20 protein-coding genes and 1 pseudogene are annotated in these 26,145 nt (G+C 34.8%); 6 read left to right on the top strand and 15 right to left on the bottom strand.

The features are described from left to right. Window positions 1-27: 27 nt before the first annotated feature. A complete protein-coding gene (locus ACI6MV_RS00300; protein WP_407267773.1) occupies window positions 28-1,047 on the bottom strand; it encodes a tripartite tricarboxylate transporter substrate binding protein in 1,020 nt (339 codons plus the stop codon). A gap of 785 nt (window positions 1,048-1,832) precedes the next feature. Between ACI6MV_RS00300 and ACI6MV_RS00295 the strand changes: the two genes are divergently transcribed. Continuing rightward, window positions 1,833-2,276 carry a hypothetical protein gene (locus ACI6MV_RS00295; protein ID WP_407267772.1) on the top strand — a complete coding sequence of 148 codons (444 nt, stop codon included), beginning with the start codon at window positions 1,833-1,835 and terminating at the stop codon, window positions 2,274-2,276. Window positions 2,277-2,346: 70 nt separating this feature from the next. Further along, entirely contained in the window at window positions 2,347-2,718 is a 372-nt protein-coding gene (locus ACI6MV_RS00290; RefSeq protein WP_407267771.1) for a zinc-ribbon domain-containing protein, read from the top strand. Window positions 2,719-2,956: 238 nt separating this feature from the next. Here the strand turns inward: ACI6MV_RS00290 and ACI6MV_RS00285 are convergent, their stop codons facing one another. Next, complete coding sequence (locus ACI6MV_RS00285; RefSeq protein ID WP_407267770.1) at window positions 2,957-3,112, bottom strand: hypothetical protein; 156 nt, start codon at window positions 3,110-3,112, stop codon at window positions 2,957-2,959. A 181-nt stretch (window positions 3,113-3,293) separates the two neighbouring features. Between ACI6MV_RS00285 and ACI6MV_RS00280 the strand changes: the two genes are divergently transcribed. Both ACI6MV_RS00280 and ACI6MV_RS00275 read left to right on the top strand, forming a co-directional pair. Next, a complete protein-coding gene (locus tag ACI6MV_RS00280) occupies window positions 3,294-4,481 on the top strand; it encodes a PrsW family intramembrane metalloprotease (protein WP_407267769.1) in 1,188 nt (395 codons plus the stop codon). Window positions 4,482-5,061: 580 nt separating this feature from the next. Next, window positions 5,062-5,184 (top strand): annotated as a pseudogene (locus tag ACI6MV_RS00275) (glycosyltransferase); the annotation flags it as partial. A 385-nt stretch (window positions 5,185-5,569) separates the two neighbouring features. Here the strand turns inward: ACI6MV_RS00275 and ACI6MV_RS00270 are convergent. The 6 genes from ACI6MV_RS00270 to ACI6MV_RS00245 all read right to left on the bottom strand — a co-directional run bounded on the left by ACI6MV_RS00270 (window position 5,570) and on the right by ACI6MV_RS00245 (window position 13,092). After that, on the bottom strand, window positions 5,570-6,601 hold the full coding sequence (locus ACI6MV_RS00270; protein WP_407267766.1) for a zinc-dependent alcohol dehydrogenase: 1,032 nt from the start codon (window positions 6,599-6,601) through the stop codon (window positions 5,570-5,572). Between the two features lie 230 nt (window positions 6,602-6,831). Beyond that, on the bottom strand, window positions 6,832-8,247 hold the full coding sequence (locus ACI6MV_RS00265) for a sulfatase family protein (RefSeq protein ID WP_407267764.1): 1,416 nt from the start codon (window positions 8,245-8,247) through the stop codon (window positions 6,832-6,834). 294 nt (window positions 8,248-8,541) lie between these two features. Continuing rightward, on the bottom strand, window positions 8,542-9,960 hold the full coding sequence (locus ACI6MV_RS00260; protein WP_407267763.1) for an ABC transporter substrate-binding protein: 1,419 nt from the start codon (window positions 9,958-9,960) through the stop codon (window positions 8,542-8,544). A 41-nt stretch (window positions 9,961-10,001) separates the two neighbouring features. Next, window positions 10,002-10,817 (bottom strand): carbohydrate ABC transporter permease, encoded by an 816-nt coding sequence (locus ACI6MV_RS00255; RefSeq protein ID WP_407267762.1) that lies wholly within the window; start codon window positions 10,815-10,817, stop codon window positions 10,002-10,004. Then, the gene (locus tag ACI6MV_RS00250; protein WP_407267761.1) at window positions 10,814-11,680 is read right to left on the bottom strand and encodes a carbohydrate ABC transporter permease; all 867 of its coding nucleotides are present in this window, start codon (window positions 11,678-11,680) and stop codon (window positions 10,814-10,816) included. The genes ACI6MV_RS00255 and ACI6MV_RS00250 overlap by 4 nt, the downstream gene beginning before the upstream one ends. 83 nt (window positions 11,681-11,763) lie before the next feature. Then, a complete protein-coding gene (locus ACI6MV_RS00245) occupies window positions 11,764-13,092 on the bottom strand; it encodes an ABC transporter substrate-binding protein (RefSeq protein ID WP_407267760.1) in 1,329 nt (442 codons plus the stop codon). 287 nt (window positions 13,093-13,379) lie between these two features. Here ACI6MV_RS00245 and ACI6MV_RS00240 point away from each other — a divergent pair, with 287 nt between their 5' ends. Both ACI6MV_RS00240 and ACI6MV_RS00235 read left to right on the top strand, forming a co-directional pair. Then, a complete protein-coding gene (locus ACI6MV_RS00240) occupies window positions 13,380-14,912 on the top strand; it encodes a response regulator transcription factor (RefSeq protein ID WP_407267758.1) in 1,533 nt (510 codons plus the stop codon). An 85-nt stretch (window positions 14,913-14,997) separates the two neighbouring features. Further along, the gene (locus tag ACI6MV_RS00235) at window positions 14,998-16,650 is read left to right on the top strand and encodes a sensor histidine kinase (protein ID WP_407267757.1); all 1,653 of its coding nucleotides are present in this window, start codon (window positions 14,998-15,000) and stop codon (window positions 16,648-16,650) included. A gap of 332 nt (window positions 16,651-16,982) precedes the next feature. On the opposite strand, the gene ACI6MV_RS00230 is transcribed toward ACI6MV_RS00235, so the two are convergent. The 7 genes from ACI6MV_RS00230 to ACI6MV_RS00200 form a co-directional block, all read right to left on the bottom strand. Beyond that, the gene (locus ACI6MV_RS00230; RefSeq protein ID WP_407267756.1) at window positions 16,983-17,303 is read right to left on the bottom strand and encodes a hypothetical protein; all 321 of its coding nucleotides are present in this window, start codon (window positions 17,301-17,303) and stop codon (window positions 16,983-16,985) included. 942 nt (window positions 17,304-18,245) lie between these two features. After that, window positions 18,246-19,550 (bottom strand): sulfatase family protein, encoded by a 1,305-nt coding sequence (locus ACI6MV_RS00225; RefSeq protein WP_407267755.1) that lies wholly within the window; start codon window positions 19,548-19,550, stop codon window positions 18,246-18,248. A 58-nt stretch (window positions 19,551-19,608) separates the two neighbouring features. Next, window positions 19,609-21,141 carry a response regulator transcription factor gene (locus ACI6MV_RS00220; protein WP_407267754.1) on the bottom strand — a complete coding sequence of 511 codons (1,533 nt, stop codon included), beginning with the start codon at window positions 21,139-21,141 and terminating at the stop codon, window positions 19,609-19,611. Further along, window positions 21,138-22,910 carry a cache domain-containing sensor histidine kinase gene (locus tag ACI6MV_RS00215; protein ID WP_407267753.1) on the bottom strand — a complete coding sequence of 591 codons (1,773 nt, stop codon included), beginning with the start codon at window positions 22,908-22,910 and terminating at the stop codon, window positions 21,138-21,140. The genes ACI6MV_RS00220 and ACI6MV_RS00215 overlap by 4 nt, the downstream gene beginning before the upstream one ends. 127 nt (window positions 22,911-23,037) lie before the next feature. Next, window positions 23,038-24,393: an ABC transporter substrate-binding protein gene (locus ACI6MV_RS00210; protein WP_407267752.1), complete on the bottom strand. Its 1,356-nt coding sequence runs from the start codon at window positions 24,391-24,393 to the stop codon at window positions 23,038-23,040. A gap of 16 nt (window positions 24,394-24,409) precedes the next feature. Continuing rightward, window positions 24,410-25,243, bottom strand: a complete 834-nt coding sequence (locus tag ACI6MV_RS00205; RefSeq protein ID WP_407267751.1) for a carbohydrate ABC transporter permease — start codon at window positions 25,241-25,243, stop codon at window positions 24,410-24,412. Continuing rightward, window positions 25,243-26,130 (bottom strand): carbohydrate ABC transporter permease, encoded by an 888-nt coding sequence (locus ACI6MV_RS00200; protein ID WP_407267750.1) that lies wholly within the window; start codon window positions 26,128-26,130, stop codon window positions 25,243-25,245. The genes ACI6MV_RS00205 and ACI6MV_RS00200 overlap by 1 nt, the downstream gene beginning before the upstream one ends. Window positions 26,131-26,145 lie beyond the last annotated feature (15 nt).

Genomic DNA, 26,145 nt, shown 5'->3' with positions numbered 1-26,145 from the left:
AAAATAGCGAGGTGCACGCAATTATCTTTATTTAGTTAAATCAACTAGCTTCTCCATAAACACCTTTTCGTCCGCTACCCATGAATTAATTTCTTCTGTATTCATTTCAACTATGTTATCTACTCCCAGATTCTCAAGGTCAGCAACTGCATCTGGATTATCATAGATTTTGGCAATAGCATCATGCATTGCTTGTACAACCGCAGCATCTGTGGAGCTTCTCATACCAAAAAACATAAGACTTTCATAAACATAATCTTCATGACCTACTTCAGCAACTGTAGGTACAGGGTCAACACCTTCATAGTTTGTATATTCTTCAGAACCGTATTGAGCGATAGCGGTTAATTTTCCTTCTTCGACAAAACCTTTAGCCAGCGCTACTCCTGCTAGAGTTACATCCACATGACCACCAAGTGCATTGGTCAAGCCTTCATTAGCACCATTATGCGGAACCGTTTCTGCATCCATTCCTAGGTCTTTATATAAAGCCTTTTGTACCATATGCGTGATATTTCCTGGTCCACCACTACCAAATTTAATTTGATTTTCTTTTCCATATGCAACTAATTCCTCGAATGTACTAATACCAGAAGCATCAGGATTTGTATATAATCCGAAAACTTCTTTATCGTTAGAAATAACTGGTGTAATATCATCCGGGTTATACGGAACATCACTCATTAATGGGTTAAGAGTAAGAATGGTTACACCACTAAATATTAAATCATAAGGCCCACCATTTTTAGTTAAGAATTCAGTTGTACCAACTACTCCACCTGCCCCAGTTGGGTTTTCTACAGTCACTGTTACATCAAGATCTTGTTCTAAATACTTTGCAACAACACGAGCTCTTGTATCTAGAGCTCCACCAACCTTAAATGGAACATACACTGTGATATCTTCATCAAATTCGATGGCTTTTTCTTGTTCTCCCTGCTCATTCTCACCATTGCTTTGCTCTCCGTCGGACTGATTACAGCCAGCCAATACAAACATAGCTGCGAAAGCAATAATTAAACTAAAAATAATTGATTTACCTCTCATTCTAAATTCCTCCTCAACCTTGAATAGTTTATTGTCGTTAACGTTAACGTTTTATGAAAGCGTTTGCCGTTAACGTTAACATTTTACATTGTATTATCTTTCACCGGTATAGTCAACAAATTTGTCGGAAAATTAATATAGATTTATAAAATTACACCGGGAGCACCCATCTATCAATGTTATTCTAAACTCCGTATTATTCTAATTACATTAACATAGAGAACCTTGTTTCATAATCACCTTGGTGCATTCTCCCAAATTGAAATAGTTTCCCTACTCTAATTTTAAGAGGCCTAATTGTCACTTTATTTCAACATCACTTAATTTCGACAGAAGATATCAATATCCTGCAATAATCTACCATTTTTTGAAAATGTACTCATCCCCGGCCACCAAAATAATTCAACACGGTGTAAAACAGCCGCTATTCACAACCCACAAGAAATTCCCCCTCCCATTTATCACACTCTGTAAAAAAACTCATAAACGGTGGTCTCCTTTTACATTAGGTTCATACAGAAGAATCTTAACTGCCAATACATTTATCACATGTACAAAACTAATTGAAATCAATCCACTTTCTCTACCTGCCAACAATCGGCACGTACTAATGCATATGACGACAATCATCGTAGCACGTTGTAAAGCTAATCTGACGGAGAGCACGTTCAGATATGACAGTACATAAAAATGAAAACAGTGTTAAATTTATCCACTCTTATATGGTAAAATTAGTAGGATATTTGTTTTTTAAAAACACGTTTGAACGAAAGGAGGGTATTTTTGTGAATAGAATTGTTAGTGCAGTTGGTTTATTACTCATTACATTTATTATTACTGCTTGTGGTGCTGGAACTAATATTTTTAATAATGCTGTTGAAAGTGTTAATGGGCCAGGTGAAATTTTGTTTGGTCCAGGAACATTTGATGAAGGTATAACAACATATCAATCCGTGTTTACAGAAAATGATGATTTCTTATTGGACGTAACTCTTAATGAACCGTTTGGAACATCTGATGTTAAATTTATTATTCTTAAAAGTAACAGTGATGGGAGCGAGGAATTCTACGTTGAGTGGTCTGATACTGTTGATCCGACTTGGAATTCACTAGTATATGAGTTCCAGGTTGTTGATCGCGATGGAAAATTTGAAATTGGGGATTATATAGTTAGAATATTTGCTGATGGTTCAGATTTGGTTGCCGAGGGTACATTTAGCATTAGCTAGTTTCATATACTTGTAGTGTCAGAACTAATTACAATCATACTTATAAGATTTATAACAAGGAGTGGGTTATTTGTATTGTTCTCAATGTGGTAAAGAGCTTTCAGGAAATGCAGCTTTCTGTAGTAATTGCGGTGCAAAGACAATTACCGAAAATAAACATACGACAGAAGAAACACCTTTCGTAAATAGTTCCTACCATAAAACGCAAACCCAAACTAGCCAGGAGAAAAATGGACTAGTTTACGTTATATTAGGTTGGGTTTTCTTTGCTATTTCTTTATTATTTATTCCAATTCTTTTTGGTGCAGGTGCATTTATTATGGGCTTCCTAACATATAAGACAAGAGGAACAACACATGGTGTTATACTTATGGTAATGGGTGTTGTAGGATTACTGCTAGGCACATTATTAGGTTTTATAGTAGGTGCTGCGGGTTATTAGAAAGTTTTATTTTATCATTAAATAAGGATGCTTCCTAAATTGCAAGCATCCTTATTTTCATACTTATAACATTGTATGATGGATGGTTCTCAAAAGGGACAGGATTGATAGAGCTAAATGATACAGAGGTCTTTGTTTCGACTAGTATAACAGAATCAAGTGACGAAAATTGGAGTATATTCGATGGCACTGTAATGTTTGAACGTCAAGGGGCCGAACTATATTAAATATGAACTATTCAAAATGAACATTCCCCAATCGTAGACAGAAAGAAATCAAAAACCTGTTTACCTTTAGGGGAATTCTCATTGTTCATCTGAATATCAAAGATATTAATTCTTGAAATTAATTCTTGATTATCAACCGCAATTGCAGAGTATATTAATTCTGACAATTAGTAAAGGTAAAATGGTCCACTCTCCCCTTCATAAATCCTACTAACAATACTTTCCACCCCCAACAACACGGCACCCACTACCTTCCTCTGCAGGCTTCCTTTCCCATAGACTATTACTTAAATTCTTATAGTATAATGGTTTTAGAGAATAAGATCGATAGGAAAGGATGTGCTCGTAGTGTTTTGTTTTAATTGTGGTGTGAAGGTGGTTGACCCCAGCAGTAAATTTTGTACGTCTTGTGGTGTAAAGCTAAGAGCAATTGAAAGCGCTAGTCCAAATTCAGCAGACAAAGAAGTAGAACTTGAAAAAGACTTTTCTTCTCAAGTAAAGGATGCCTTTTCCAAAACAACCCGAGCCATTAATGGTATGGTTGGCGAGGAAGGAAGTATTGACATGAACTTAAAGGATGTGTTCTCTGATGTTTTTAAGAAGCATACGCAAGAAGAGGGAGAAGCATTATTTATTTCAGGCACAAAGCAAACAACACCAAAGGAAAATGAGATAACAACATCATGGCCTAAGCCATGGTTGTTCTCAAGAGTATTTTTAGTTTTGGCCGCTACATACATATTACTGTATATTTGCGTGTACACATTTCAGAATTCAAATGCAATACCAGGATTGATGATGATTGGGTCCTTCTTGGTACCATTTTCTTTACTTATATTCTTCTGGGAAACGAATGCTCCAAGAAATATCAGTATTTACGAAGTCGTAAAAATGCTTTTTATCGGTGGGACCTCTTCGTTAGTTATCACACTACTGTTATATTCCTTTTTACCAGTTTTTGAGTTAGGTTACTTAGCGGCTATTACAGTAGGAATTGTTGAAGAAGTAGGGAAATTGATGATTATTGCCTATTTCGTAAATCGCTTAAACACAAGCTTTATATTAAACGGACTTCTGATAGGAGCAGCAATTGGTGCTGGGTTTGCTGCTTTTGAATCGGCAGGTTATGCTTTCAACTTTGGCTTATTGTATGGTAATGAAGCAATGATTTCTATTATCTTCAACCGAGCTTGGATGTCTATTGGAACACATGTAATATGGTCTGCAATTGCAGGTGCTGCGTTAGTTTACGTTAAAGGAAATTCAACGCTTCAAAAGAATCATTTTCTTGATAATAAGTTTATAAGATTATTCTCTGTAGCTATTATTCTCCATGCTATATGGGATATGCCGCTGTATATTTTACAACAATATCATTTTATTTATCTTGTCTTGATTATTGTTGCCTGGATTTTTACTTTCACCCTAATTAATGCAGGGTTAAAACAGATTATCAGACTAACTGTTGATCATGATCCAGAAATGAATCCGATTATGCTTAAAATGGGAGGTAAAGGGACTACGATGGATCAATAGAAATTCAAATGGAATATAATTTTACATTAGAGATGGGACATCTACAAATTTCATCGATGTCCCCATCTCAACATTTGGTTACCTAATGATACTCTGAGTAGCATTTCAACCTTATACCTTACATATCTAAAATCCTCTTAGAATTACCTTCCTGCTGAATGCGCGTTCTTAATAAATTTTGTACCAATACTTTAATTATTGCACAGTCCTAACAGTAAACTAAGATTACTAAACATTGGATAGCTTTTTCATCATTCGGTAATAGTACCTCTAGTTAAGGGTACCAGTAAAAAATACTCGTTAAAAGTTATATCTGTCAGGTAATGATATATTTTGTTAACACATTCATTAAATGCTATTTTCAAGTAATTTTGGATTCTCAATAAATTCAGGTACCAGCTAATTGATAGCGATAAAAAGCGTTCCCATCCCAATCATCCTGCATTTTTGTTGAGGGTAATAAATAATCCTCTTCATTTTAGGCAATTACATAAGTAACTTTATGTTAAAATATAGTTTGTTTCCTTAAATTTTGGATTTTTAACAAGGATCTTAGTAAGAGGGCGATAATGAAGGGAAATCGATTGCTGTTGTATTGGAACAAATTGCTGAAAATATTCGGGATGCCGAAATCATTGTAGTAGACGACTGTAGTACAGACAACACAGTGGTGATAGTCAACAGACGGAGAGAGTTAAATTAGTCAAACACATACTAAAATTCGGGGCCAACTGTAGCCCTGATCACTGGCTTTCAGGCTGCTTCTTTTGATATTCTAGTATCCCTTGATGCGGATGGTCAACATCTCGTTGCAAGCCTACCATAATTAGTTGGACCAATAGCTGGATAATACAAGCTAAAACCCCCCTATACCAAAGAAAAAAGCCACATCGTATGAAAACCCTTCACCATTTCCCTAAATATTTGCAACAACAGAGTATTATCATTTTTTTAAATCACCTTCATCTTTGACCAATGCATCGCGGCGGTTTCCGCGACAGAAGACATTATGCAACATCTGTGATTGGTTTAAAATTTTTGTTACAATTAAATTCAAAAGATATCACTTCAGAAAATCCCCGACAATTTTACATATTAGGGTCTAAAAGTACCTTATAACCTTTCTTTTTATCGCTTATTTCAAAACCTTTTTTCCATTCATTAATTGATAGTTTGTCAGAAATTAATGGTCTTACATTAACCTGACCACGTTCTAATAAACGTAATGCGATTTCCCAAGAAGTAGGTTCAGAAGCAAAACCGTTTGTAATCATAATTTCTTTCATTAAGGCTAAATCCATATCAAATGAAATTCTTTTACCGAACAAACCTACTTGAACATATAATCCCGTTTTATTTAAAAATTTTAAACAATTATTTGCAGAAGCTTCTACACCTGAACATTCAAATGCGACATCAAAACCTTTTGACTCCATTATTTCATTTATTTTAGTCACACCTTTGTCAGTATCAATCATCACTACTTCATCTACCCCTAATTCTTTAGCTAATTCAAGCCTTTTGCTATCATTAGTTATACCTAAAACGGTAACATGTCCACCACTTGCTTTAGCAACTTGTGCAGTCAACAACCCGATAGGGCCGGGGCCAGATACGATTACATTATCACCAGGTTTGACGGTCCCTCTTTCAATCACACATCTCACTATACAAGCTAATGGTTCTGTTAATGCTGCTTCATCTAAACTAATAGTTGCCGGTAATTTAAACGCTAGATTTGCTGGAACTGAAATATATTCAGCAAATGCACCGTTAACACCTGATCCAATCGATTTACGTTGTTCGCAAAGCATAAGAAGACCCGTGTTACAATATTTACAATTTCCACAAGTAACAACAGCTGTTAAAGATACAACACGATCATTTTCATTGAATTTTTTTACATTGCTGCCTACCTCTTCAACTATTCCAGAAAATTCGTGACCCATGATTACAGGATAGTTAGCTGGATATTCATCTTTAATAATATGCAAGTCTGTCCCACAAATTCCAGCTGCATGTACTTTAATCTTTATTTCATCACCTTTCACATCAGGTTCAGGCACTTCCCTTAAGCTAACATTTTTAAGTCCTTTATCAAGTTTCAATAATGCTTTCAATACAAAACCCTCCATAAAATAATTTTACAAAAACTAAAGAATATACAGCAATGCCACCAATCGTACGACTATCAATTCTGTTGGATAATTAATAATAGAAGGACTTCTAGACAAACTAGATGACAAAATGCTCTTCTCATAAGCACCTTCATATTTCATCCATTGCAGACCTATAGTGTTTCTTGTAAGGGAGTTAGGTTGAAGCACCACACTCCCTCAGGATACATACATTAAGCTCTCATGATCAATGGAGGTTTAGGATCAACAGTAAGAATACTAGAATCAAAGTTTCTTTTCATGAGTTCTAATTTTTTCTCCATTAAATCTTTCCGGTCCCACAAGTTGATATATTCATCTGGATCTGTTTCATGATCATAAAATTCTCCGAGCTCTTCACCATGATAGACAACTAATTTGTATCGGCCATCATAATACATCGTGGCGTAAATGTTATCATGTGAACCCTTAAGAGCGTAATAATATTCACAATAAACATGGTCTTTATGGACATCAGGATTAGATTGGCCATTTAAAATAGGTAACAAGCTCTTTCCTTGCATATAATATGGAATTTCTTCTCCAACTAAATCCAGTAAGGTTGGTGCAATATCAACCAATTCGACAAGTGCGTTGCTTTGAAGATTTCGTTTGAAATGTCCGGGCCAAGAAAAGATCAAAGGTACGTGGACAAGTCCTTCATAAAAATGCGCTCCTTTTAAAATTAGACCATGATCACCCAACATTTCACCATGATCACTCATAAACAAAATGACAGTATTTTCTCTTTGACCTGTCTCTTCAAGCACATTCAATAGTTTCCCAACATTATCATCAATTAACTCAATCATGGCATAATAATCAGCTACATACTGTTTCTTTTCCAAATCAGTCATATCTGAGCAAATTGGACCTACGCCACCTTGCCCTCCATGGGCATAATCTTCTTGTTGTATTTTTGGTTTATTATCCAGTTCTCCCTCCATCCATTTGGGTAATGGCATGTCTTCCGCACGATAACGTTCCTTGTATTCCTGTGGCGGATCGAAGGGTTCATGCGGATCATAGACGTTTACACTTAATAGCCAAGGCTCTTGACTATTATGTCTTATGAACTTTTCCGATTCCTCTGTACACCAAGTTGTTTGATGGTATTTTGCTTCTAATCCACCATCTCTACCTTTATTTTGGGTATTCCAGTCCACCCCTTGTTCTTTCAGCCATACTTGATAATCATGACCTATAGGCCAAGCATCCCGCTGTGCAGGGCTCCATTTAAACAGACGATAACCATCATCATTTCGTGGCTCGATTCGTCCACTTATACCGGACAAATGTAGCTTCCCAATTAATCCACAATCGTAACCTGTATCTGCTAACAGTTTAGTGATTAATACTTCATCCTCTGGAAAATAAGGAGCACCATTTTTTGTAACCCGAGTTGTTCTTGGGTAACGTCCCGTTAAAAAACTGGCTCTACTCGGTGAGCACACCGTACACTGTGAATACGCTCTATTGAAAGCAACTCCTTCTTCCACCAGAGAGTCGATATTAGGTGTATTAATAGAGGGGTTATTTAAAGAATGAATTGTGTCAAACCTTTGTTGATCCGTACAAATCCATAATATATTCGGTCGTTTATCTTCCATATAATTTGCACCTCCGCATTTTTAAAAGGCCCTTCAGAAATTAATTTTATGCATAAACACTAGTCATTCGACTATGTATTGTTTTTCCCCAAGATGAGTTGTAGACAGGAATTTTTACTCGTTGAAACGGTCCAATAATTGATTTGAACACATTAAAAACAGTAAAATAATCGGCGCCCTCTTGAATCCTACTTATCATTTGTAGCTAATCATGATGAGGTTCTGCCAACATTGTTTTAACACCTAAGACGTTCAAAACAATTCACTTATAAACACTACTCCTATATTAAAAAATTATTGATTATTCCTGACACCGTACCCATTTCTCTCATTCCAATTATTTTCCGCCATTTTCCGTGTTGATATTTCTTCCAATACTCTATTTAGTTCAATCATATATTTTTTTAAGGAAATTGTATTATCTAAGTAAAGTCGCCCAACCTCTATTAAACTTTCATACAATTTTATATCGACTTCTGGACCAAATAAGTTCATAACAATCCCTTTATCAGTATGGGATGTTTTTATCGAAGATTCATGTATCGTTGTTGGGATTCGACCCATTTTATTTACTAATTGATGTGTCGGTCCTGGCGATGATAGATACATTAAAAAATCAACTGCTGTTTCTAGCTGTTTTCCCTGAACATTATTCGGAATTGAAAAAACACCATCCAGTTCCCCACTATCGATATTCATTAATCTATCACGCCCCTTATCGAATACGGGTAAAGGAAATGACTGATATCGCGTAGATTCGGAATCTGAAAGCTTTTTGAATTGGCTGCTATCTGCCATAACCATTGCTGTTTCTCCGTTAAAAAACAAATTCAATGCACCTTCGGAATCAATAGCATTATAATCATCAACCCAATACTCAGACCACTTTTTAATATGTGGCATAAATCCATTCCATTCTTCATTTTCCATGTCAATATTTCCTTGAGCTATCGCTCCCACAATTTCATTCATATTAATGTGATTATCTTTATTTAAATCCATATGGCTTATCTCTTCCGAAGCATACTGATTGATTAGGTGATTAACTACCCATAGAAATTGTGAATCCGATGTTCTAGCGTTGCCAATGGCCATCGGAGTAATTTTATGGTCTTGGATTTTTTCTTGAATTTCAATAAACTCTGACCAGTTTTTTGGAACATCGATACCAAGCGAGTCAAACAAATCCTTATTGTAATAGACCCGTGAATCGTATTTGTATAAGGAAACACCGGATATAACTCCATTCGTAGAATCTCTTAGTTTGGATATAATGTTATGCTTAAAAGAATCTCTCCAATCTTCACCTTCATGATAAGGGTTCGGTTCATCGTAATAGTGAGTCAGATCCGTCAGTAAAAGGTTTCTGAAATCAACCTGTGACCAAGTATACCGTGTCTGAAAAATATCCGGTGCCGTTGCTGTCGCAAGAGTTGTACTGATATTACTACGCCATGTCGAATTATCTGCTGGGAGATATTCTATATGAATTAACACTTTCGGATTAATATCCATATACTGATTGATTATGGAATCCCAGATCATCTCCTCCTTAACTGATTCTGGAGTTGTAATAGCCAGTGTTAAATTGATTTTTTCCGCTTTTATTAAAGGCTTATCAGTCTCAGAGCAACTAGATAAAAAGAGCATGATAATACTCAAAACAAAGACAGAAACAATCCATTTATAAATTCGAGCAGAAAAAAGATTCATTCACATCACCATCTAATTCATCATCACTCTTTTTATTTTTACTAACCTTTCACTGCACCTGCACTTAATCCAGAAACGATGTATTTCTGAGTAAGAAGAGCCAATAACATAACAGGTAAGACAATTATCGTAGCTGCAGCCATAATCGCACCCCAGTCAATTTGAGCATAGGACATAAAGTTAAACATCGCTACAGGAAGTGTTTTAGTATCGTTACCTGAGAGAGTTAGAGAAAACATAAAATTATTCCAGGAATGGATAAAGGCTAATAATGAACAAGTCATATATCCCGGAGCAGCAACAGGTAAAACGATACGTGTAAACACTTGGACATTTGTACAGCCATCTATTAGACCAGCCTCTTGGATTTCCCTAGGAAGAGACTCAAAGAATGGAATCATGATCCACACTATATAAGGAAGCGCAATCAACATATGAGACAATATTAAACCAGTATAGGTGTCAACTAACCCCATATTTGAATAAAGCATAAACCAAGGAACTAGAAACATAATGCCAGGAATAATTTTAACAATTAAAATTACTACACCAAGGCCCTGAAGCTGATATTTTGCGATCGCATAGGATGCTGGAAGCCCAATAAGCAGTGCAAAACCAACAGCCCCAGTTGCCACAATAAAGCTGTTTAACATATACTTAAAAAAGCTATGTTCTTGGAATACTGTAACAAAGTTTTTCAAAGTCGGAGTAAAATTAAAAAGATTGTCAGCTGACATGATCTGTGACTGCGTTTTGAAAGATGCAAGAAACATTAAAATAAATGGTGAAGTAAATATTGCCAAGATTATTATCACTAATATAGCTTTTGTGATTTTTGCTGCCATAGACTGTTTCATAGTTGTACCCCCAATCGTTTGCGAATCCAAAGTAACAATAGTATCAAGCCAATTACTAGGACAAAGAACATCATTAATAAAGCAGAGGCAGATCCCATTTTAAAGTACTCAAATGCTGTAATATACGATAATAGATTCATTGTTTCCGAAGCCGAAGCCGGTCCACCCATTGTCGTAGAGTAAATAACATCAAATTGTTTTAGCAATTCTACTAACCGTAGTACTAACGCGACTATAATAGTAGGTCGTAGCAGAGGAAGCGTAATATACATTAATTTTTGTAACGCAGAAGCCCCATCAATTGCTGCCGATTCATATGGATCTTGAGGCAACGTAGTTAAGCCAGCAATGACGAGTATTGCAATCATTGGAGTCCATTGCCATACATCGATTATGATTAATGAGGGAATAACTTGGCTTGTTGAACCCAACCATTCCAAAGGTTCAAACCCTAAAGCTGTAATAAACCTATTTGCAATCCCCATGGTCGGTTCGTAGATAAGCATCCATACCATACTTATTGCTACTGGAGTTGCTACCATTGGTAACATTAAAACGGTTTTTGCTCCTTGATCCCATTTAAACCCTCGAAAAAATAATAGAGCGATACCTACTCCCAAGATCATTTCAATGAAAAGGGATGCAGATGTATAATAAAAAGTGATCCATAAAGAATCCCAAAAACGTTCGTCCTGTAATAACGAAGTATAGTTGTTCAGTCCAACCCATTTTGGAGCTGAAACGGATGACATACTCCACTCATAAAAACTAATCCTAAAAGTATAAATTAATGGATAAGCCATCATAATTGACACGAAAATAACAGCCGGTAAAGTAAAGATCCATTTTATATGTTTATCCATCCAAGCTAGCAATCTTGCTCCCCCTTTCTTATCTATAAGGCTCGGTACTTAAAGTACCAAGCCTCCATTCAACTTATCCATATTTACTCATTGTCAATTATTTCTTGGAATAAAGCGTTCTGTCTATCCGCAGCGGTCTGTGGATCTTCACCTTGCATGATATCATTGACAATTTTACCAATGATATCTCGGGATTCACCTACTGCAGTTACCTCTGGTAATTGGTGAGCCACACCATTTTCCCCAGCAGCTTGGATTACCTTAACAATTTCTTTTGGAAATGCTTCAGCCCCATCTGGGTGCTCCCATGCAGACATCCTGGCACCAGCATTGCCCATTTGCTGTGTTTTGAGTGTGTTCTCTTTATTAGTAATCCACTTCATCAATTCCCATGCAGCATCCTTATTAGATGAACTAGAGTTCATGGTAAGTCCCCATGGAGTTACATTAAAAGGTCTTGAACCCGCTTCCCCCGCTGGAATAGATGCATAGCCTACTACATCCGTAATCTTTGAACTTTCAGGATCAGTAAAGTTTGGAAACATTGGAGATCCATCTGGATAAAAGGCCGCTTTCCCTTCAGCAAAAAGCGCTGTAGCTTGTGGCCACTCCATATTCATTGCCCCTGGTGGTCCATATTCACTTAATAAATTCCCATAGGTAGTGGCTGCCCTAACGGCTTCCGGACTATTAACAGTTGCTTTATCACCATCCATAAAATCTCCACCTTCAGAGAAAATAAAGGATGATAACATTGTCACAAGTGCAGCGGTCTGACCCCTGGCAACAAACCCATAGACATCATTTTCAGGATCGTGCACTTTGTCAACAGCTTCTTTTAATTCATCCATTGTTTGAGGGACGGAAACACCAGCTTCCTCTAATAAATCTTTTCTATAATATAAAATATGTTGTGCTGTTACCCCTGGAATTCCTATTAACTTATCATCAAAAGTTACAGCCGATAAGGATGGCTTTGAAAAGTCATTGATGTCATAAGAAGAATCTCTATTTACATATTCATCCAAAGGTTCAACCCAACCATTTTCGAGTAACAAAGCTCCCTCATTACCTGGACGGAACATGAACACGTCTGGCGTATCAGAGCCTGCTGTCAACTCCACCGTGACCTTACTCGTCAATTGGTTTTCAGCAAAACTTTGTAGATCAACTTCAATTCCTGTCTGCTCCTCAAACTCTGGTAAAAGTGATTCAATGCCCTCACCCCAAACATGGTTTGCTAGGTAAAGAGTTAGGCTTTCACCTTCAAACGGCTTGTCATTATCAGTGTTAGTATCTTGACTTTGTGATGTATTATCTTCTTCTTGCGATTCCTGGTTTTCCCCAGAACAACCCGTAATTAAGCCGACGATTATAAATACCATAAAAAACGTGCTAAACCATTTTTTCATTTCTCTTCCTCCCCATTTAAATTAGTTTTTTCTAAGACTGCATTTAATTTGTCAACCTTAATCCCCTTTGATTGCAAATCCATCAGAATAACCTCCTCTTTCAAATAATAAAAAAGTTAGTATTAATCTAGTTCTACCTCAGTATATATGAAAGCGCTTAAATTCAGAAGGTGAGGTTTTTTAATAATCAGGGGGATGATTTTTTGAATTTTTAATATTTTGTTTTTTCTCATTATGATACAATAACCAAAAGTACGGATAGAATACAACTTGGATGGTGATTTCTAGTGAATGTAGTGGTGGTTGATGATCAGCGCCTTTCCAGATTAAATATAATAAACATGATTAATTGGAATCAACTGGGTCTGAAATTAGTAGGCGAGTACACTAATGGAAAAGAAGCCTATGAATCCATCAGGGAGACTTCTCCAGACATTATCATTACAGATGTCAGAATGCCTTTAATGAGTGGATTGCAATTGGCAGAAAAAGCAAATGATGAATTCGAGGATATTTCTTTTATAATTGTAAGCGGTTTCGGAGACTATGAATATGTTAGAAAATCCCTACAATTAGATGCTGTTGATTATATTCTAAAACCTGTAGAGGAGTCTGAATTGAATCAAGCTTTAGAAAAAACTATCAATAAAAGATTGACAATAAAACAAGAGGAACATACAACATTAGATAAATTAAGGGAAAACTTTTTTTACACATACCTAGGATTTATTAATGAAAGTGATGAAAAACTGAATGAAATTTTTAAAGATATTCACTTCGGCTCATTAGATAATCCCGTTTGTGCAATTGTTCTAGAACATCTACCTGATGAAGCGACCAAAGTCATAGAAAGTTACTTCGTGGGTTGTCAGACTATGCAAATGAAGTCTAGAGGGGTCCATCTACTTATTGTCAGCGGAACATTAACTGATGTGACATTTATTTCGGATGCACTTAAAAGAGTTAATAACGATTTCTATTGCGGTGCCATCTGCATTGGACCTGTTTTTAAAGGAATGGAAAATTTGGTTGATTCAGTTCGAATGGCATTTGATACTTATACACTTCAAAAAAGTATGTCCTACTCTGACCATACGGAACCTATAACATATGAACAAATGCATTCTACATCATTAGCAAAATTGAAATTCAATCGAAATTTAGAACATGAATGGTTACAAAAATTTACTGAAGGCAACTGGGATGAGGCAAATCTAATACTCCATGACATACTTGATATATTTAAAAACAGCAATCCTCCTAACCATCATCTGATTGATGGATTTTTCACTTACATCTTCTTAAAAGGAATTAGTGAATTATACGAAATGAGTATAATTCAGGAAAAAGAATTTGTTAATGCATGTGAAATAGCAAAAAAAATACCACTTAATAAGGATTTAAATGAAAAAAAACGTGTTATTACTTCATTTTTTAAGGAAGTATTAGAAAATAAGACGAAATTACAACGAATGAAAGTTAACGACTTAATTCAAAATGCAAAAGATTATGTTGATCATCACTATTTTGAAAATATAAGTTTATCTGATTTGGCCCAAAGATTTTATATTAGCCCTAGTTATTTCAGTATATTGTTCAAGCAAAATTATCAAGTCAACTTTTTGGAGTACTTAACTAATTTAAGAATGAAATATGCTGGACAATTATTGGCAAAACAGCCCAATAAAAAAATACAAGAAGTTGCTATTCTAAGTGGATACCAAGATTTAAAGTATTTTAGAAAACTATTTAAACGGCATTATGGGTGCACTCCTCAAGAATATAAGGAGGATACTGAAATTGCTACAGAAAATACGTAAAAGCATAAAATATAAATTACTTATCTCATATCTATTGATTGTTTGTATACCACTTAGTATATTCGGTTCAATTCTATTTATATCGATGAACAATATTTCAGAAGCCCAAACCATAGAGAACCGTTCCATGTTAATGAAACTTATGAGTGAAAAAATAGATTCTTATGTCAATCAACTTGAATTATTCTCTCAATCTATTTATTTAGAAGAAATTCAAGTATTACTTAATCAAGATATTCCTTCTGATCCTGTTAAATATATTAATTACAAAAATTTTCTCTTCGATAAATTCAAAAAGTGGTATAGCTATATGGGTATAAAATCAGAGGTAGAAAATATTATATTTATTCGCTCAGACGGAAAAATTGTTTCTTCTAATCCCGTTAATGAGGAGTTTAAGTTCAAAGAGATGAATTGGTATAAGAAAGCTATTAATAATTTGGGGACTCCTTTCATCTTCGGTCCTAATAACAGGCCATATAACCATATCTCAAATCGTGATTCTTCATATACTTTTTCTTTGGTTAGGAAAATCAACAACCGGATTGATAACAGAATTGACAGAAATGATTTTGGAGTTCTTCTTATCGACTTTAAAATCGAAGACCTTGCAAACTTGTTTGATAACATTACTACCGAAAGTAAAAAAAAGGTCTATTTAATCAATGACCATAAAGAAATCATCTTTTCCGCAGAACCAAGCTTAATAGGACAGAAACTAGAAATACAACCTAACGAAAATGGGTATGATGGTTGGATCGAGCATCAAGGATCGAAGCTTTTTGCGAATGAGTATTATTCGGATAAAACAAAATGGAAATTGGTGACCTTTGATCAGATGTCTGAAATAAAAAAACATACAATTCATTTCAGACATCTGATCTTGGGAGTTGGTTTGTTTGGAGTATTGATTGCTTTTCTATTAGCTATCTTTATCGCTAAACGAATAACTAACCCTCTTCTAGCCTTAAAAAATACAATGAACAGATTTGAGAAAGGGCATTTTCACCAAGTTCCCGTTAAAAAGATCGATGAGATAGGGTCACTTACGAATAGTTTTAATTCTATGACTAAGAAAATACAAACTCTAATTAATGATGTATACAAATTACAAATTACTAGAAAAGAAGCCCAAATAAAGGCTCTTCACTCACAGATTAACCCTCATTTTTTATATAATACACTAGATTCTATGAGTGCCATAGCATCCTTGAGAGGGGTACCCATCTTATCAAAAATGTCTAAAATGTTAGCCGGTATGTTTCGTTATAGTATTTCTAATGGCAGTCAAATGGTTCCCTTGCAGGAGGAACTAGACCAGGTAAAACGTTATATAGACATCCAAAAGATACAATATGACGATAAATTCGATCTGACACTAAGCATCGCCGAGGCATTAAATCAATATTTAATACCAAAACTATCTATTCAGCCCATTATTGAAAATTCGATTTACCATGGCCTTGAATTAGTACAGAGCGGGGGCAAAATTCTTATACAAGCTACTGTGCACGAGAATGAAGTAATAATTACAATTAAAGACAATGGCGTTGGAATACCTAAAACAGAACTGAAATCTATCCAGGAAGCCTTGGTTACTCGTACAGATGAAGACCATATTGGATTAAAGAATGTTATGGAACGTGTTCAACTTATCTATGGTTCAGATTATGGTATTACTATTATGAGTGAGGAAGATAAGGGAACCACCGTCATTTTCCGTTTACCTTATATGTAAAGGTGCGAAAACACATAAATATTTCCTAATCCACACAATATGTCGGCGCTACAGAAAAGAATTTGTCCTTTTGTAGTGCCGAGAATTTTTTAATGACTGTATAAGTGAGTTTACTAGTATTACGATCACTTTTTTATGTTCATATTGTTGTTCAAACACTACAAAACTGTGGTCGCGGTACCTATGGTGTCCAGCCTTTTACCCTCTATAATGTATCTCGTTTTAGAATTATTGCTCATTTGGTAAATTATTTGTAGTTTGACACGGACTATCTGGATCTAAAAGACAAATATACTTTCTGTAGCAATGCTTTAAATCCCTCATTATCAAAATCATGAAAGCAATGTCGTCATCCACATCATATGTATCGCGTCTCTGTTTTTGTTGATCCAAAAACATGTTCGTCGGATGTTACTATGCCTTCCCGGGATCTGGCTTAATGATTCTATTTCAGTTTCACTCATGCTGTTAGCCTTTATATCGATAACAATAATTAAGTGGGGATTGCCATCATCAGCCTGATCTTTCATATCTACCATCATCCATCTTTTATTTGATATTTCACAAATGAAGACGGAATATCCATGCTTACGATTGAGCTTTAAACCAATTTCAAAATTGGATGCAATCGTTTTAATAAATGCTGCATTCATCTTTTTCGGATAAGCAACGCTGTACTTCCATTTCCCCCCCGGATTGATATAGTTTCTCTACTGTATATATTAAGAGTTCTAATTGTCACTTATTTCGACAGAAGATAAGAATCCCCTTCACAATACTTCCAAGTTTTTGAAAATGTAATTACTTTTCTGATATCCTTAGCACCATGACTATTTGGAAAAATTATAAACAACCTTATTTATCCCCTCCCAGATGATCCACCCCTCCTTTACCACATATTGTAAAAAATAAGCTTATAGACTGTGTTACTATTGTCTGTCTCCTTTTAAAATAGATTCACATAAAAGAATCCTACCTACCATTACCATCCATCATAATTACAGAACTAACAGCAATTAATAGAGACAAATCTCCTAAATATGTGTATGGCTATATATAAGTAGTTTCGATCCTCCACAGTATACAGTTCGATTGTTGTTATAATATAGAAGATTGCATTATTGATTCACACAAATTTCCATCCCGATTAGATGAAATTGAATTTTCTCAAAACATTACAATGAACTTAAGCAAAGATAATCTTAACAAGGATGCAATTAGGAAAGGATTAGAAACGAAATTATCAAAGTAAAGTAGGGTGGACCGTTTCCAGCCATATTGGTATTAATAAGTAAAAATAGATTTAGATGTAGAGGAAAGCAATATCCTTTATCCTTCCATCTCACGCTCAGTTACAATTTTTCCATCAATGATTGCTTTCAGGCCCTTGTCGACATAAAAAACACAAACCTTAGCACCCTATCAACATTACAATTCAAGTAATCTCCATCCCTTATAAAACCATAAATTAACAATCACTCACACAAAAAAAGAACACCAAAAAGTGTTCTTCTTATAAAGACAAAGCCAAAAAAAGTCCATGACGCAAGTCTGACTCCTGTGTTTTGGGGAGAAAAATTACCTAGTTCAAATAATCAATAGACAGTTCCATTCTTAATTTCTTCTTCCCATCCTAGAGCTTGTTCTCCTGGAACCGGCCCCATTAGTAATGGGTCATTTGTTTCTATCATCCAATTCTCTACTCGCTCTCGTAGATCTTTAAATATATAAGCATAATTACTATTTTCCGCTAGGTTATCTTGTTCTAACGGATCTTTGCTTAAATCATATAATTCTTCTATAGTATTGGGCACATAGTATGCTTCCCTAACATCTTTACCGGATGAGGTTTGATGGATATCCAGAGGAATATAAACTTTTGGGCCATCTTCAAAATTACGAATATATTTATAGTCTCTTGTTCGGATTCCGCGCATTGGATGATAACGATCATGCCATGTTAACTCACAGAAAAAACTCTCTCTCGGTTGGTAATCTCGATTTTGTAATAATGACAAAAAACTGTATCCATCGATTTCATTTGGAACATCAGCTCCCACTAATTCCAGCAATGTTGGCATTAAGTCAATGTTACACAACAGTTCCTTACACTTGGCTGGACCTTCAATCAGGCCTTCAGGGAATTTCATTATCAAGGCGGTTTCCAAACCTGCATCAAATAAAGTTCCTTTTGCACGTGGGAAAGGAATTCCATGGTCGGTTGTGTAAATTAAAATTGTATTTTCATCCAGACCTGTTTCTTTTAATTTATGATTAATTCTTCCAACAGCTTTGTCCAGTTCTTTAACTGAGCCATGAAAATGTGCAATATCGTTTCGAATGCCGTCTGTATTCGGAAGGTATGGTGGAGCTTGAATGTCATCGATTGGATCTGGGTCAAAATGTTCAACCGGCAAGTGTGTTTCTTCAAAACCAACTGAAACATAAAAAGGTGTGCGATCAGTTGATTCAGCTCTTTCATTTAGGAATCCTTCAAATCGATCAGTAACATCATTTGCTGCATTTCCTGGGATTTCAAAAAAATGCTCGTACCCTAACAAATCGGCATCTCTCTTCCCGTTAATAGATTCATGAGAAAATCCAAATAGCCATGTATCAAAACCTACTTTTTTCATTTCAGATGGTATGGTTTTTATATCACTTTTCATCGAATGGCCTAAATGAGCAAGGCCCATCATTCCATGGTTATGTCCATACATGCCAGTAAGAATACTTCCTCTGCTTGGGCTACATTGCGGTTGTGTGCAAAAGTAGTTATCATATTGAATGCCTTCTTCAGCAAGTTGATCAAGCGCAGGTGTTTTTATGTTTTTACCATAAGTTCCTAGATATCTACCAGTATCATGCGAAATAACCATTATTATGTTTGGTTTAATCATATGTTCTCCTTTCTTGTGTATTACACTTATCAGAGTGAGATTTCTCTAATTATAAAAGCTATTTTACACTCTTATTCCGATATTGATTAGGAGATAGATCACGATATTTTTTAAATACTCTACTAAAGTAGCTTTCATCACTAAAGCCAGACTGATAAGCTATATCAGATATTTTAAGATTTGTTGTTTCCAGTAAATACTCTGCATGCTTTAAGCGAACTTCCATAATATAGTCGCCGACTGTCATTTTTGTAGCTTTTTTAAATTGTCGACTTAAATACTCTCTACTTATATATAAGTGATCTGCAATATCACTAGTTTTGAGTGTCTTTTTGTAATTTTCTTCAATAAATTCTTTAACCTTGTTCATTTCTTCATTTATATTTTTTTTTTGTTTTTTATCGTTTGTCTTTTCTATTAATCCCATTAATTCTTTACATAAGCTGTCAAATAAAACTTCATTAGAGAACTTTCCCGTTGTATTCAGATAGTTAATAGAAGAAGTTCTATTATTCGAATTGGCATCTGATTTTGTAAATTGGCGATAAAGACTTGCAAGTTCTTCCTCCCAAATTATAATCTGCTCTAAATTAAAGCATTGTTTTTGTTCTATTTTCTCAAACATTAACTTCAATTCTTCATAAACTTGATTGAAATTACCACTAATAATAAATAGCTTTAAATTAGAAAGCGAGGTTACAATATTCCAACTTTCATTACATGTATCTTCTGTATAATAAATTGAATAGTGTTTTTTTGAATATAAATTTCTTCTTTTACTAATGCTTAAAGACTCATTAAATAGATAAACTAAATCCTGTGGAAAAGACCCACATTCACTAACATAGAACGATAGATTTTTTGTATACTTTTTAATACTATAATAGATCTCACTGATCTCTTGCTTACTATATGAATTGTCAGGATATATCATTATCAATACATCCGAAAGATGAGTATAATAAAATGAAATCGCTTTCTTTTTAAGTAAATGTTCATTCATTATTTTCTTAAATTGCAAATATCTAGAGTGAGTATTTCCTTCAAAAAAACTATGATGAACGTTCAATTCTAATTCAATAGTTATAATCCGAATCTGATTAACGGAGTCAAAATAATCTTTAATGTATTCTGGAATAGTTGTTGAATTCCCACTAAATATATCTGACATACGCTGATCGTCATAAACTGAAGTGGCTACGATCGAATCTTTTTCCGTTATTCTCAATTCAGAAATTGCGTTCGTCAAAGCTTCGTTCAGTTCATCTTCATCCAATGGCTTCATCAAATAATCAAACCCACCATATTGAATTGTTTTCCTCGTATATTTATAATCATCATAGCCACTAATAACAATAATTTTGTGAGGCTGTGATAATTGTTGCAATGATTTCATTAAATCTATACCACTTTTCATTGGCATGTTCATATCAGTGATTATAATTTCTGGTTTGTGTTGCTTAATAATTTTTTTAGCTGTATCAACGTTATCCGCTTCGAGTATCTCTTCTATTCCCAGTTGTTCCCAATCACCCAAAAGACGAATACCATCCCGTGCATGAGTTTCATCATCAATAATTATTACTTTCAAGGAATATCTTCTCCTTTATCATGTGAAAAAATAATAATTCTAATGGTCAATCCCCGATCTTTATTCATTAAAGGAATAATACTAAACTGATCTCCGTAAAATATCCGAATTCTTGAAACCACATTATATAACCCTATACCTCTGCCTTCCTCTCTGTTTAATAAGTTGTCATCATCAGAATGTAAAATATAATTTATTCTCTCAATTACCTTATCAGTTAGCTTTCCACTATTGTCACTAATTTCTATAACGAGGTCAGTCTGTTTCTCTTTACCACAAATTTGAATCTCCCCATCACCATTGTTAAACCCGTGTTTAAAATAATTTTCAATTAGCGGTTGGAGCAACATTTTCGGAACCTTGTACTCTTTTACACTATCTTCTAAATCCAAATCATATTTGAATTTATCACCAAATCTTTGTTTTTGAAGTTTTAAATATGATTTTGCGTATTTAAATTCTTTATCTAGTGTTACATAATCTTCTTTATAATTAATTGAGTATCGCATGATTTGTGCCAAAGTATTTAATAGTTGATAAATGGATTTCTTATTACTTTTCAATGCCAAAGTACCAATTGTTTGTAACGAATTATATAAGAAATGCGGATTGATCTGCGACTGTAAGATTCTTAGTTGATTATTTTTGTTCTTTAGTTCCCACTCATACACTTGTTCTATATAATTATTTAATAGTTTTACCATTTGTTTAAAGCGGTCACCTAATTGTCCAATCTCATCTTTACCTAGACTATCATACTCTACTGAAAAATCTCCTGTTCCGATCCGCTCCATATTATTTGCCAGAACCTTAATAGGCTTTGTAATTTTGAAGGATACAAAAGTAGCAGCACCAATAACAAAAATCAATGCCAATCCTGCAATTATTATATTTGTAAGCAAAATTTCATTTATACTTTCGAATAGAAAGTTATGAGGTGTTTTCTTAACAATTAATAAACCTCCGAGATTTTCTGGTAATTTTTCATAGAAAATAAAATATTTCCCTTCTTTATCTTCCCACTCAAAAACATCACTATCTGAATCAGAATCATCTATTTTCTGCAACCAATCATGATCAGCACTCATTTCTCTCTTGCCATCGGAAGAGTAAATCACGGCATTATTATTCGTTAATAAATATAAATCTTCACTTCCTTGAATGTAAAGATCTTCCACCATCTTATTTATTTGATCTATATTTATATCAAATATTAAATAGCCAATAAAATCACGTAATGGAATGTCATATAATGCTCTATGAAACGAAAGTACTGATTTTGCTGATTGTCTATCCGTACCTGATAAACTATAACCATGTAAAGGGTGTGGTGGTTCAATTAAAATTTGGTCATTTTCTAGTTCTCGATCGTAAGTCCAATTATTTATATCTAGTTTTTTTGCTTTAAACTCTGTCGTATGCGACAAGGCATATGCTTGCTTTTGGTTATGAGCATAAAGAAAGACTTGTTCAATGCCCTCATTAGAGTAAAGAAGGTCAACGATGGTTCGCGTGATTTCATTAGTAGACAAAAAATAGTCATCACTGTTGTCCGATCTCATCATATTTAGCAGATTTGTATTTGAATAAACTGATACCGATAACTGATTAACCGCTTTCAAATAACTTTCTACATTCATTCGTCCTTGCGAAAGTAAGTTAGCATTCTCTTGAATCGATCTTTCTTCGATTGAAGATCTTGTTTGATAATGATTCAAAACAGTAGAAGCACCGATTGGAAATATAATGATGATTAATAATAGAAACAATAATTTAGTTCGTATATTATTCTTTATCGATAATCTCATCATATCTCTTCCCTCTATATTCTGTATGATCTGTAAACTAACAATAACTTAAAGTTCTGGCTGAAATCAACAGCCAGAACTTTATTAGTTACTTAGATTCTTGCCAAGCTTTATCCATTTCTTCGAGGACAGTATCAAAATCATGTTGATCTCCAATATATCCTTGAAGTAAATTAGATGTTTGATCTCCAAAACCGTCTGGCCAAGAAGGGAATATCCAGTCAAGTGTCTTATCTTCTTTTGAGTACTTATTAATCACCTGACTAACGTCTCCCAGTCCTGATGCGTCAATATGATCAAATGCTGGAATCATCATAAAGTCTTCCGTAATATATTTGTGACCAGTCTCAGACATCGCCATCCAGTTTAAGAATTCTTTTGCTTCGTCCATGTGCTCCGTTTCGTTATTAATAACCCAACTAAATGGAACACCAACTTGGATTTTATCCATTTCCTCAGCATTGTCATTTAAAGGTACAGGAAGTAAACCAAGATTAATATCTGGATTAATTCCATATATCGTAGGTTCAGTCCAGTTTCCTTGGTGAACCATTGCTGCTTCTCCAGACGCGAATAAAGTTAACTGTGTATTCAAATCTGTACTTAATGGGTTAGGCGTACCATTTTCTAACATGAAATCTAATAAATCTTGAAATTCCTCAAACTGCTCATTTCCAGCCATTGTTGCTTCTCCAGCAGATAACTGTTCAATAAATTTCATCGGATCATCCTGTTGCGCAAACGCAACATTAGGTAAGTGTAATCCAATTGCCCACCATGTTGCGAATCCATTTGCAAACGGTGTAATGCCGGCATCATTCAATTTAGCAACGACTTCTTCTAATTCCGTTTGCGTTGTAGGTAATTCCGTAATGCCCGCTTCTTCAAATAAATCTTTATTATAAATGAACCCGAAGCCCTCAATGTTCATTGGCATACCATAGAGTTTGTCATCCATCATCATTTTTTCTTTCGCAAAAGGCAGTGAATGATCTACCCATTCCTCATTAGATAAATCCGTTAAATAATCTTCCCATAATTTCAATTGAGCTGGACCTTCTACAACAAACACATCAGGACCTTCACCAGATGCAAATCTAGTTTTTAGGTTGGCCATCCAATCTGCGCCACCACCAACCGTATCAATCGTTAATTCAACATTTGGATGCTCTTTTTCATATGCCGCTTCCATGTCTTCCATTTGCTCACTAATAGCAGCTTTAAATTGGAAAACATTCAACTCAATTTTCTCCCCGTCATCAGGAGCTTCATTACTACTGCTATTATCATTTGCAGGTTCTTCATTGTTTTGCGCTTCATTCTGGTTATCCGACGTGTCATTTGAACTAGCCCCATCATCTGAAGCACATGCCGAAACGATAAGTACCGTAAATAAAACGAGTAACGTCAATACTATTCTTTTCTTAAATGTCAAAACACTCATCTCCTTAAAGTTTGTTTTAGCTTTTTATTGCTCCAGCAGCAATACCTCGTAAAATATGACGCTGCAGGAAGAAATAAAGCGAGATAATTGGAACAATGCTCATAACCATAGCTGGCAATGCTTTATCCCACTGATTCATAAATTGACCAAACAACTTATTGATAGCTAGAGGTATTGTCAGTAGTTCATCACTTGTAACTGCAATCATAGGTAACATAAAGTCATTCCAAATCCATAAAGAATTCAATATAATAACTGTTACTGTAATTGACCTTAGTAAAGGAAAAACAATTCTCCAAAACAATTGAAAGGAATTACAACCATCTATAATTGCCGCCTCTTCAATCTCCTTTGGTATCGACTTAACAAATCCATGGTAAAGAAAAATATTCAGTGATACTCCAAAACCAAAGTACATCATTACTAGACCTAATCTACTGTCCATAATTCCTATTTCTTTCCCCCACATAACCAGCGGAATCATGACTGATTGGAATGGAATAACCATCGCCGAAACAAATAACATAAATAAAATGTTATTAAACTTGCCAGTTGATCTTGCCAACTTCCAAGCCGCCATGGAGCTAATTATAACCAGGCCAATATTACTTAAAGTTGTTACAAAAGTAGAATTAAACAGTGCTTGCGGAAAGTTAATTAGGTGCCATGCTTCGATGTAATTTGAAAATAAGAAATTCTCTGGCCATGCTGTAGCATTCATTAAAATACTAGAAAAATCCTTAAATGAATTTATAACAACAATATAAAATGGAACAAGAAAAATTAACGCTAGAATGATTGTAAAGAATTCAACAAGTCCAATCTTAAAGGTATATTTTGAAGTAAACACTACATATTCACCTCCCTTCTCTTTGTAAAATTAACTTGTAACAAGGTAATAAGTGCTACAATTATGAAGAATACTAATGCTTTAGCAGATCCTAGACCATAATTGTTAAAACTAAAGGCCTGTTCAAAAATATGGATTGTCAATGATTCTGTTGAATTAAATGGTCCCCCACCCGTTAAGGCAAAATTTAGGTCAAATACTTTAAATGCCATTGAGGTTGTTAAAAACAAACATATTGTAAATGCTGGAACAATTAATGGTATCACCACTTTGAAAAGCTGTTGCCAAGCATTTGCACCATCGATTCTTGCAGCTTCTAGTAAACTCTCATCTACCCCTTGCAATGCGGCAATATAAATTATCATCATATAACCACTTAACTGCCATACAAATACTATTACCATCGCCCAAAATGCCGTCCTAGGGTCTCCTAGCCATGGTGCTTGAAAAAAAGGTAAAGGAATGATTTCACCTATACTCGCAAAACCTCTGACAAAGATAAATTGCCAGATAAACCCGAGTATTAACCCACCAATCACGTTAGGAATGAAAAAAGCGGTCCTTAACATGTTTTGTGTTTTCAAATGATTGGTAACTAACAGGGCAAAAATAAATCCAACTACATTTGTAAGGATCAGAACCGTTACTGTAAATCTCAGCGTAAACCAAAATGAATTCAGGAAGGCAGTGTCAGATGTAAATAATTTGATAAAGTTGTCAAAGCCCACCCAGAGAACCGTACTGTCTACACCATTCCAATTTGTAAATGAATAGTAAATTCCTATGAAAAATGGAATAATAACGATTAATATAAAGAATAAGAAGGCTGGTCCTACAAACATCCAGTAGTCTAAACCGCTCTTTATTCTTCTTTTTCTTTTGTTCATACTGCACCTCCTTTA

This window comes from Radiobacillus sp. PE A8.2 (genome assembly GCF_045635475.1).
GTDB lineage: Bacteria > Bacillota > Bacilli > Bacillales > Amphibacillaceae > JBJGXI01.
The sequence above is the reverse complement of the archived record's forward strand: the minus strand, read 5'-3'. Positions and strand labels throughout refer to the sequence as shown.

Coding starts and splice junctions, on each gene's coding strand:
- ACI6MV_RS00200 (WP_407267750.1), bottom strand. CDS start 26,130: ATGAACAAAAGAAAAAGAAGAATAAAGAGCGGTTTAGACTACTGGATG.
- ACI6MV_RS00230 (WP_407267756.1), bottom strand. CDS start 17,303: ATGAATGCAGCATTTATTAAAACGATTGCATCCAATTTTGAAATTGGT.
- ACI6MV_RS00250 (WP_407267761.1), bottom strand. CDS start 11,680: ATGGATAAACATATAAAATGGATCTTTACTTTACCGGCTGTTATTTTC.
- ACI6MV_RS00225 (WP_407267755.1), bottom strand. CDS start 19,550: ATGATTAAACCAAACATAATAATGGTTATTTCGCATGATACTGGTAGA.
- ACI6MV_RS00210 (WP_407267752.1), bottom strand. CDS start 24,393: ATGAGTGTTTTGACATTTAAGAAAAGAATAGTATTGACGTTACTCGTT.
- ACI6MV_RS00260 (WP_407267763.1), bottom strand. CDS start 9,960: ATGAATCTTTTTTCTGCTCGAATTTATAAATGGATTGTTTCTGTCTTT.
- ACI6MV_RS00300 (WP_407267773.1), bottom strand. CDS start 1,047: ATGAGAGGTAAATCAATTATTTTTAGTTTAATTATTGCTTTCGCAGCT.
- ACI6MV_RS00265 (WP_407267764.1), bottom strand. CDS start 8,247: ATGGAAGATAAACGACCGAATATATTATGGATTTGTACGGATCAACAA.
- ACI6MV_RS00245 (WP_407267760.1), bottom strand. CDS start 13,092: ATGAAAAAATGGTTTAGCACGTTTTTTATGGTATTTATAATCGTCGGC.
- ACI6MV_RS00235 (WP_407267757.1), top strand. CDS start 14,998: ATGAACAATATTTCAGAAGCCCAAACCATAGAGAACCGTTCCATGTTA.
- ACI6MV_RS00255 (WP_407267762.1), bottom strand. CDS start 10,817: ATGAAACAGTCTATGGCAGCAAAAATCACAAAAGCTATATTAGTGATA.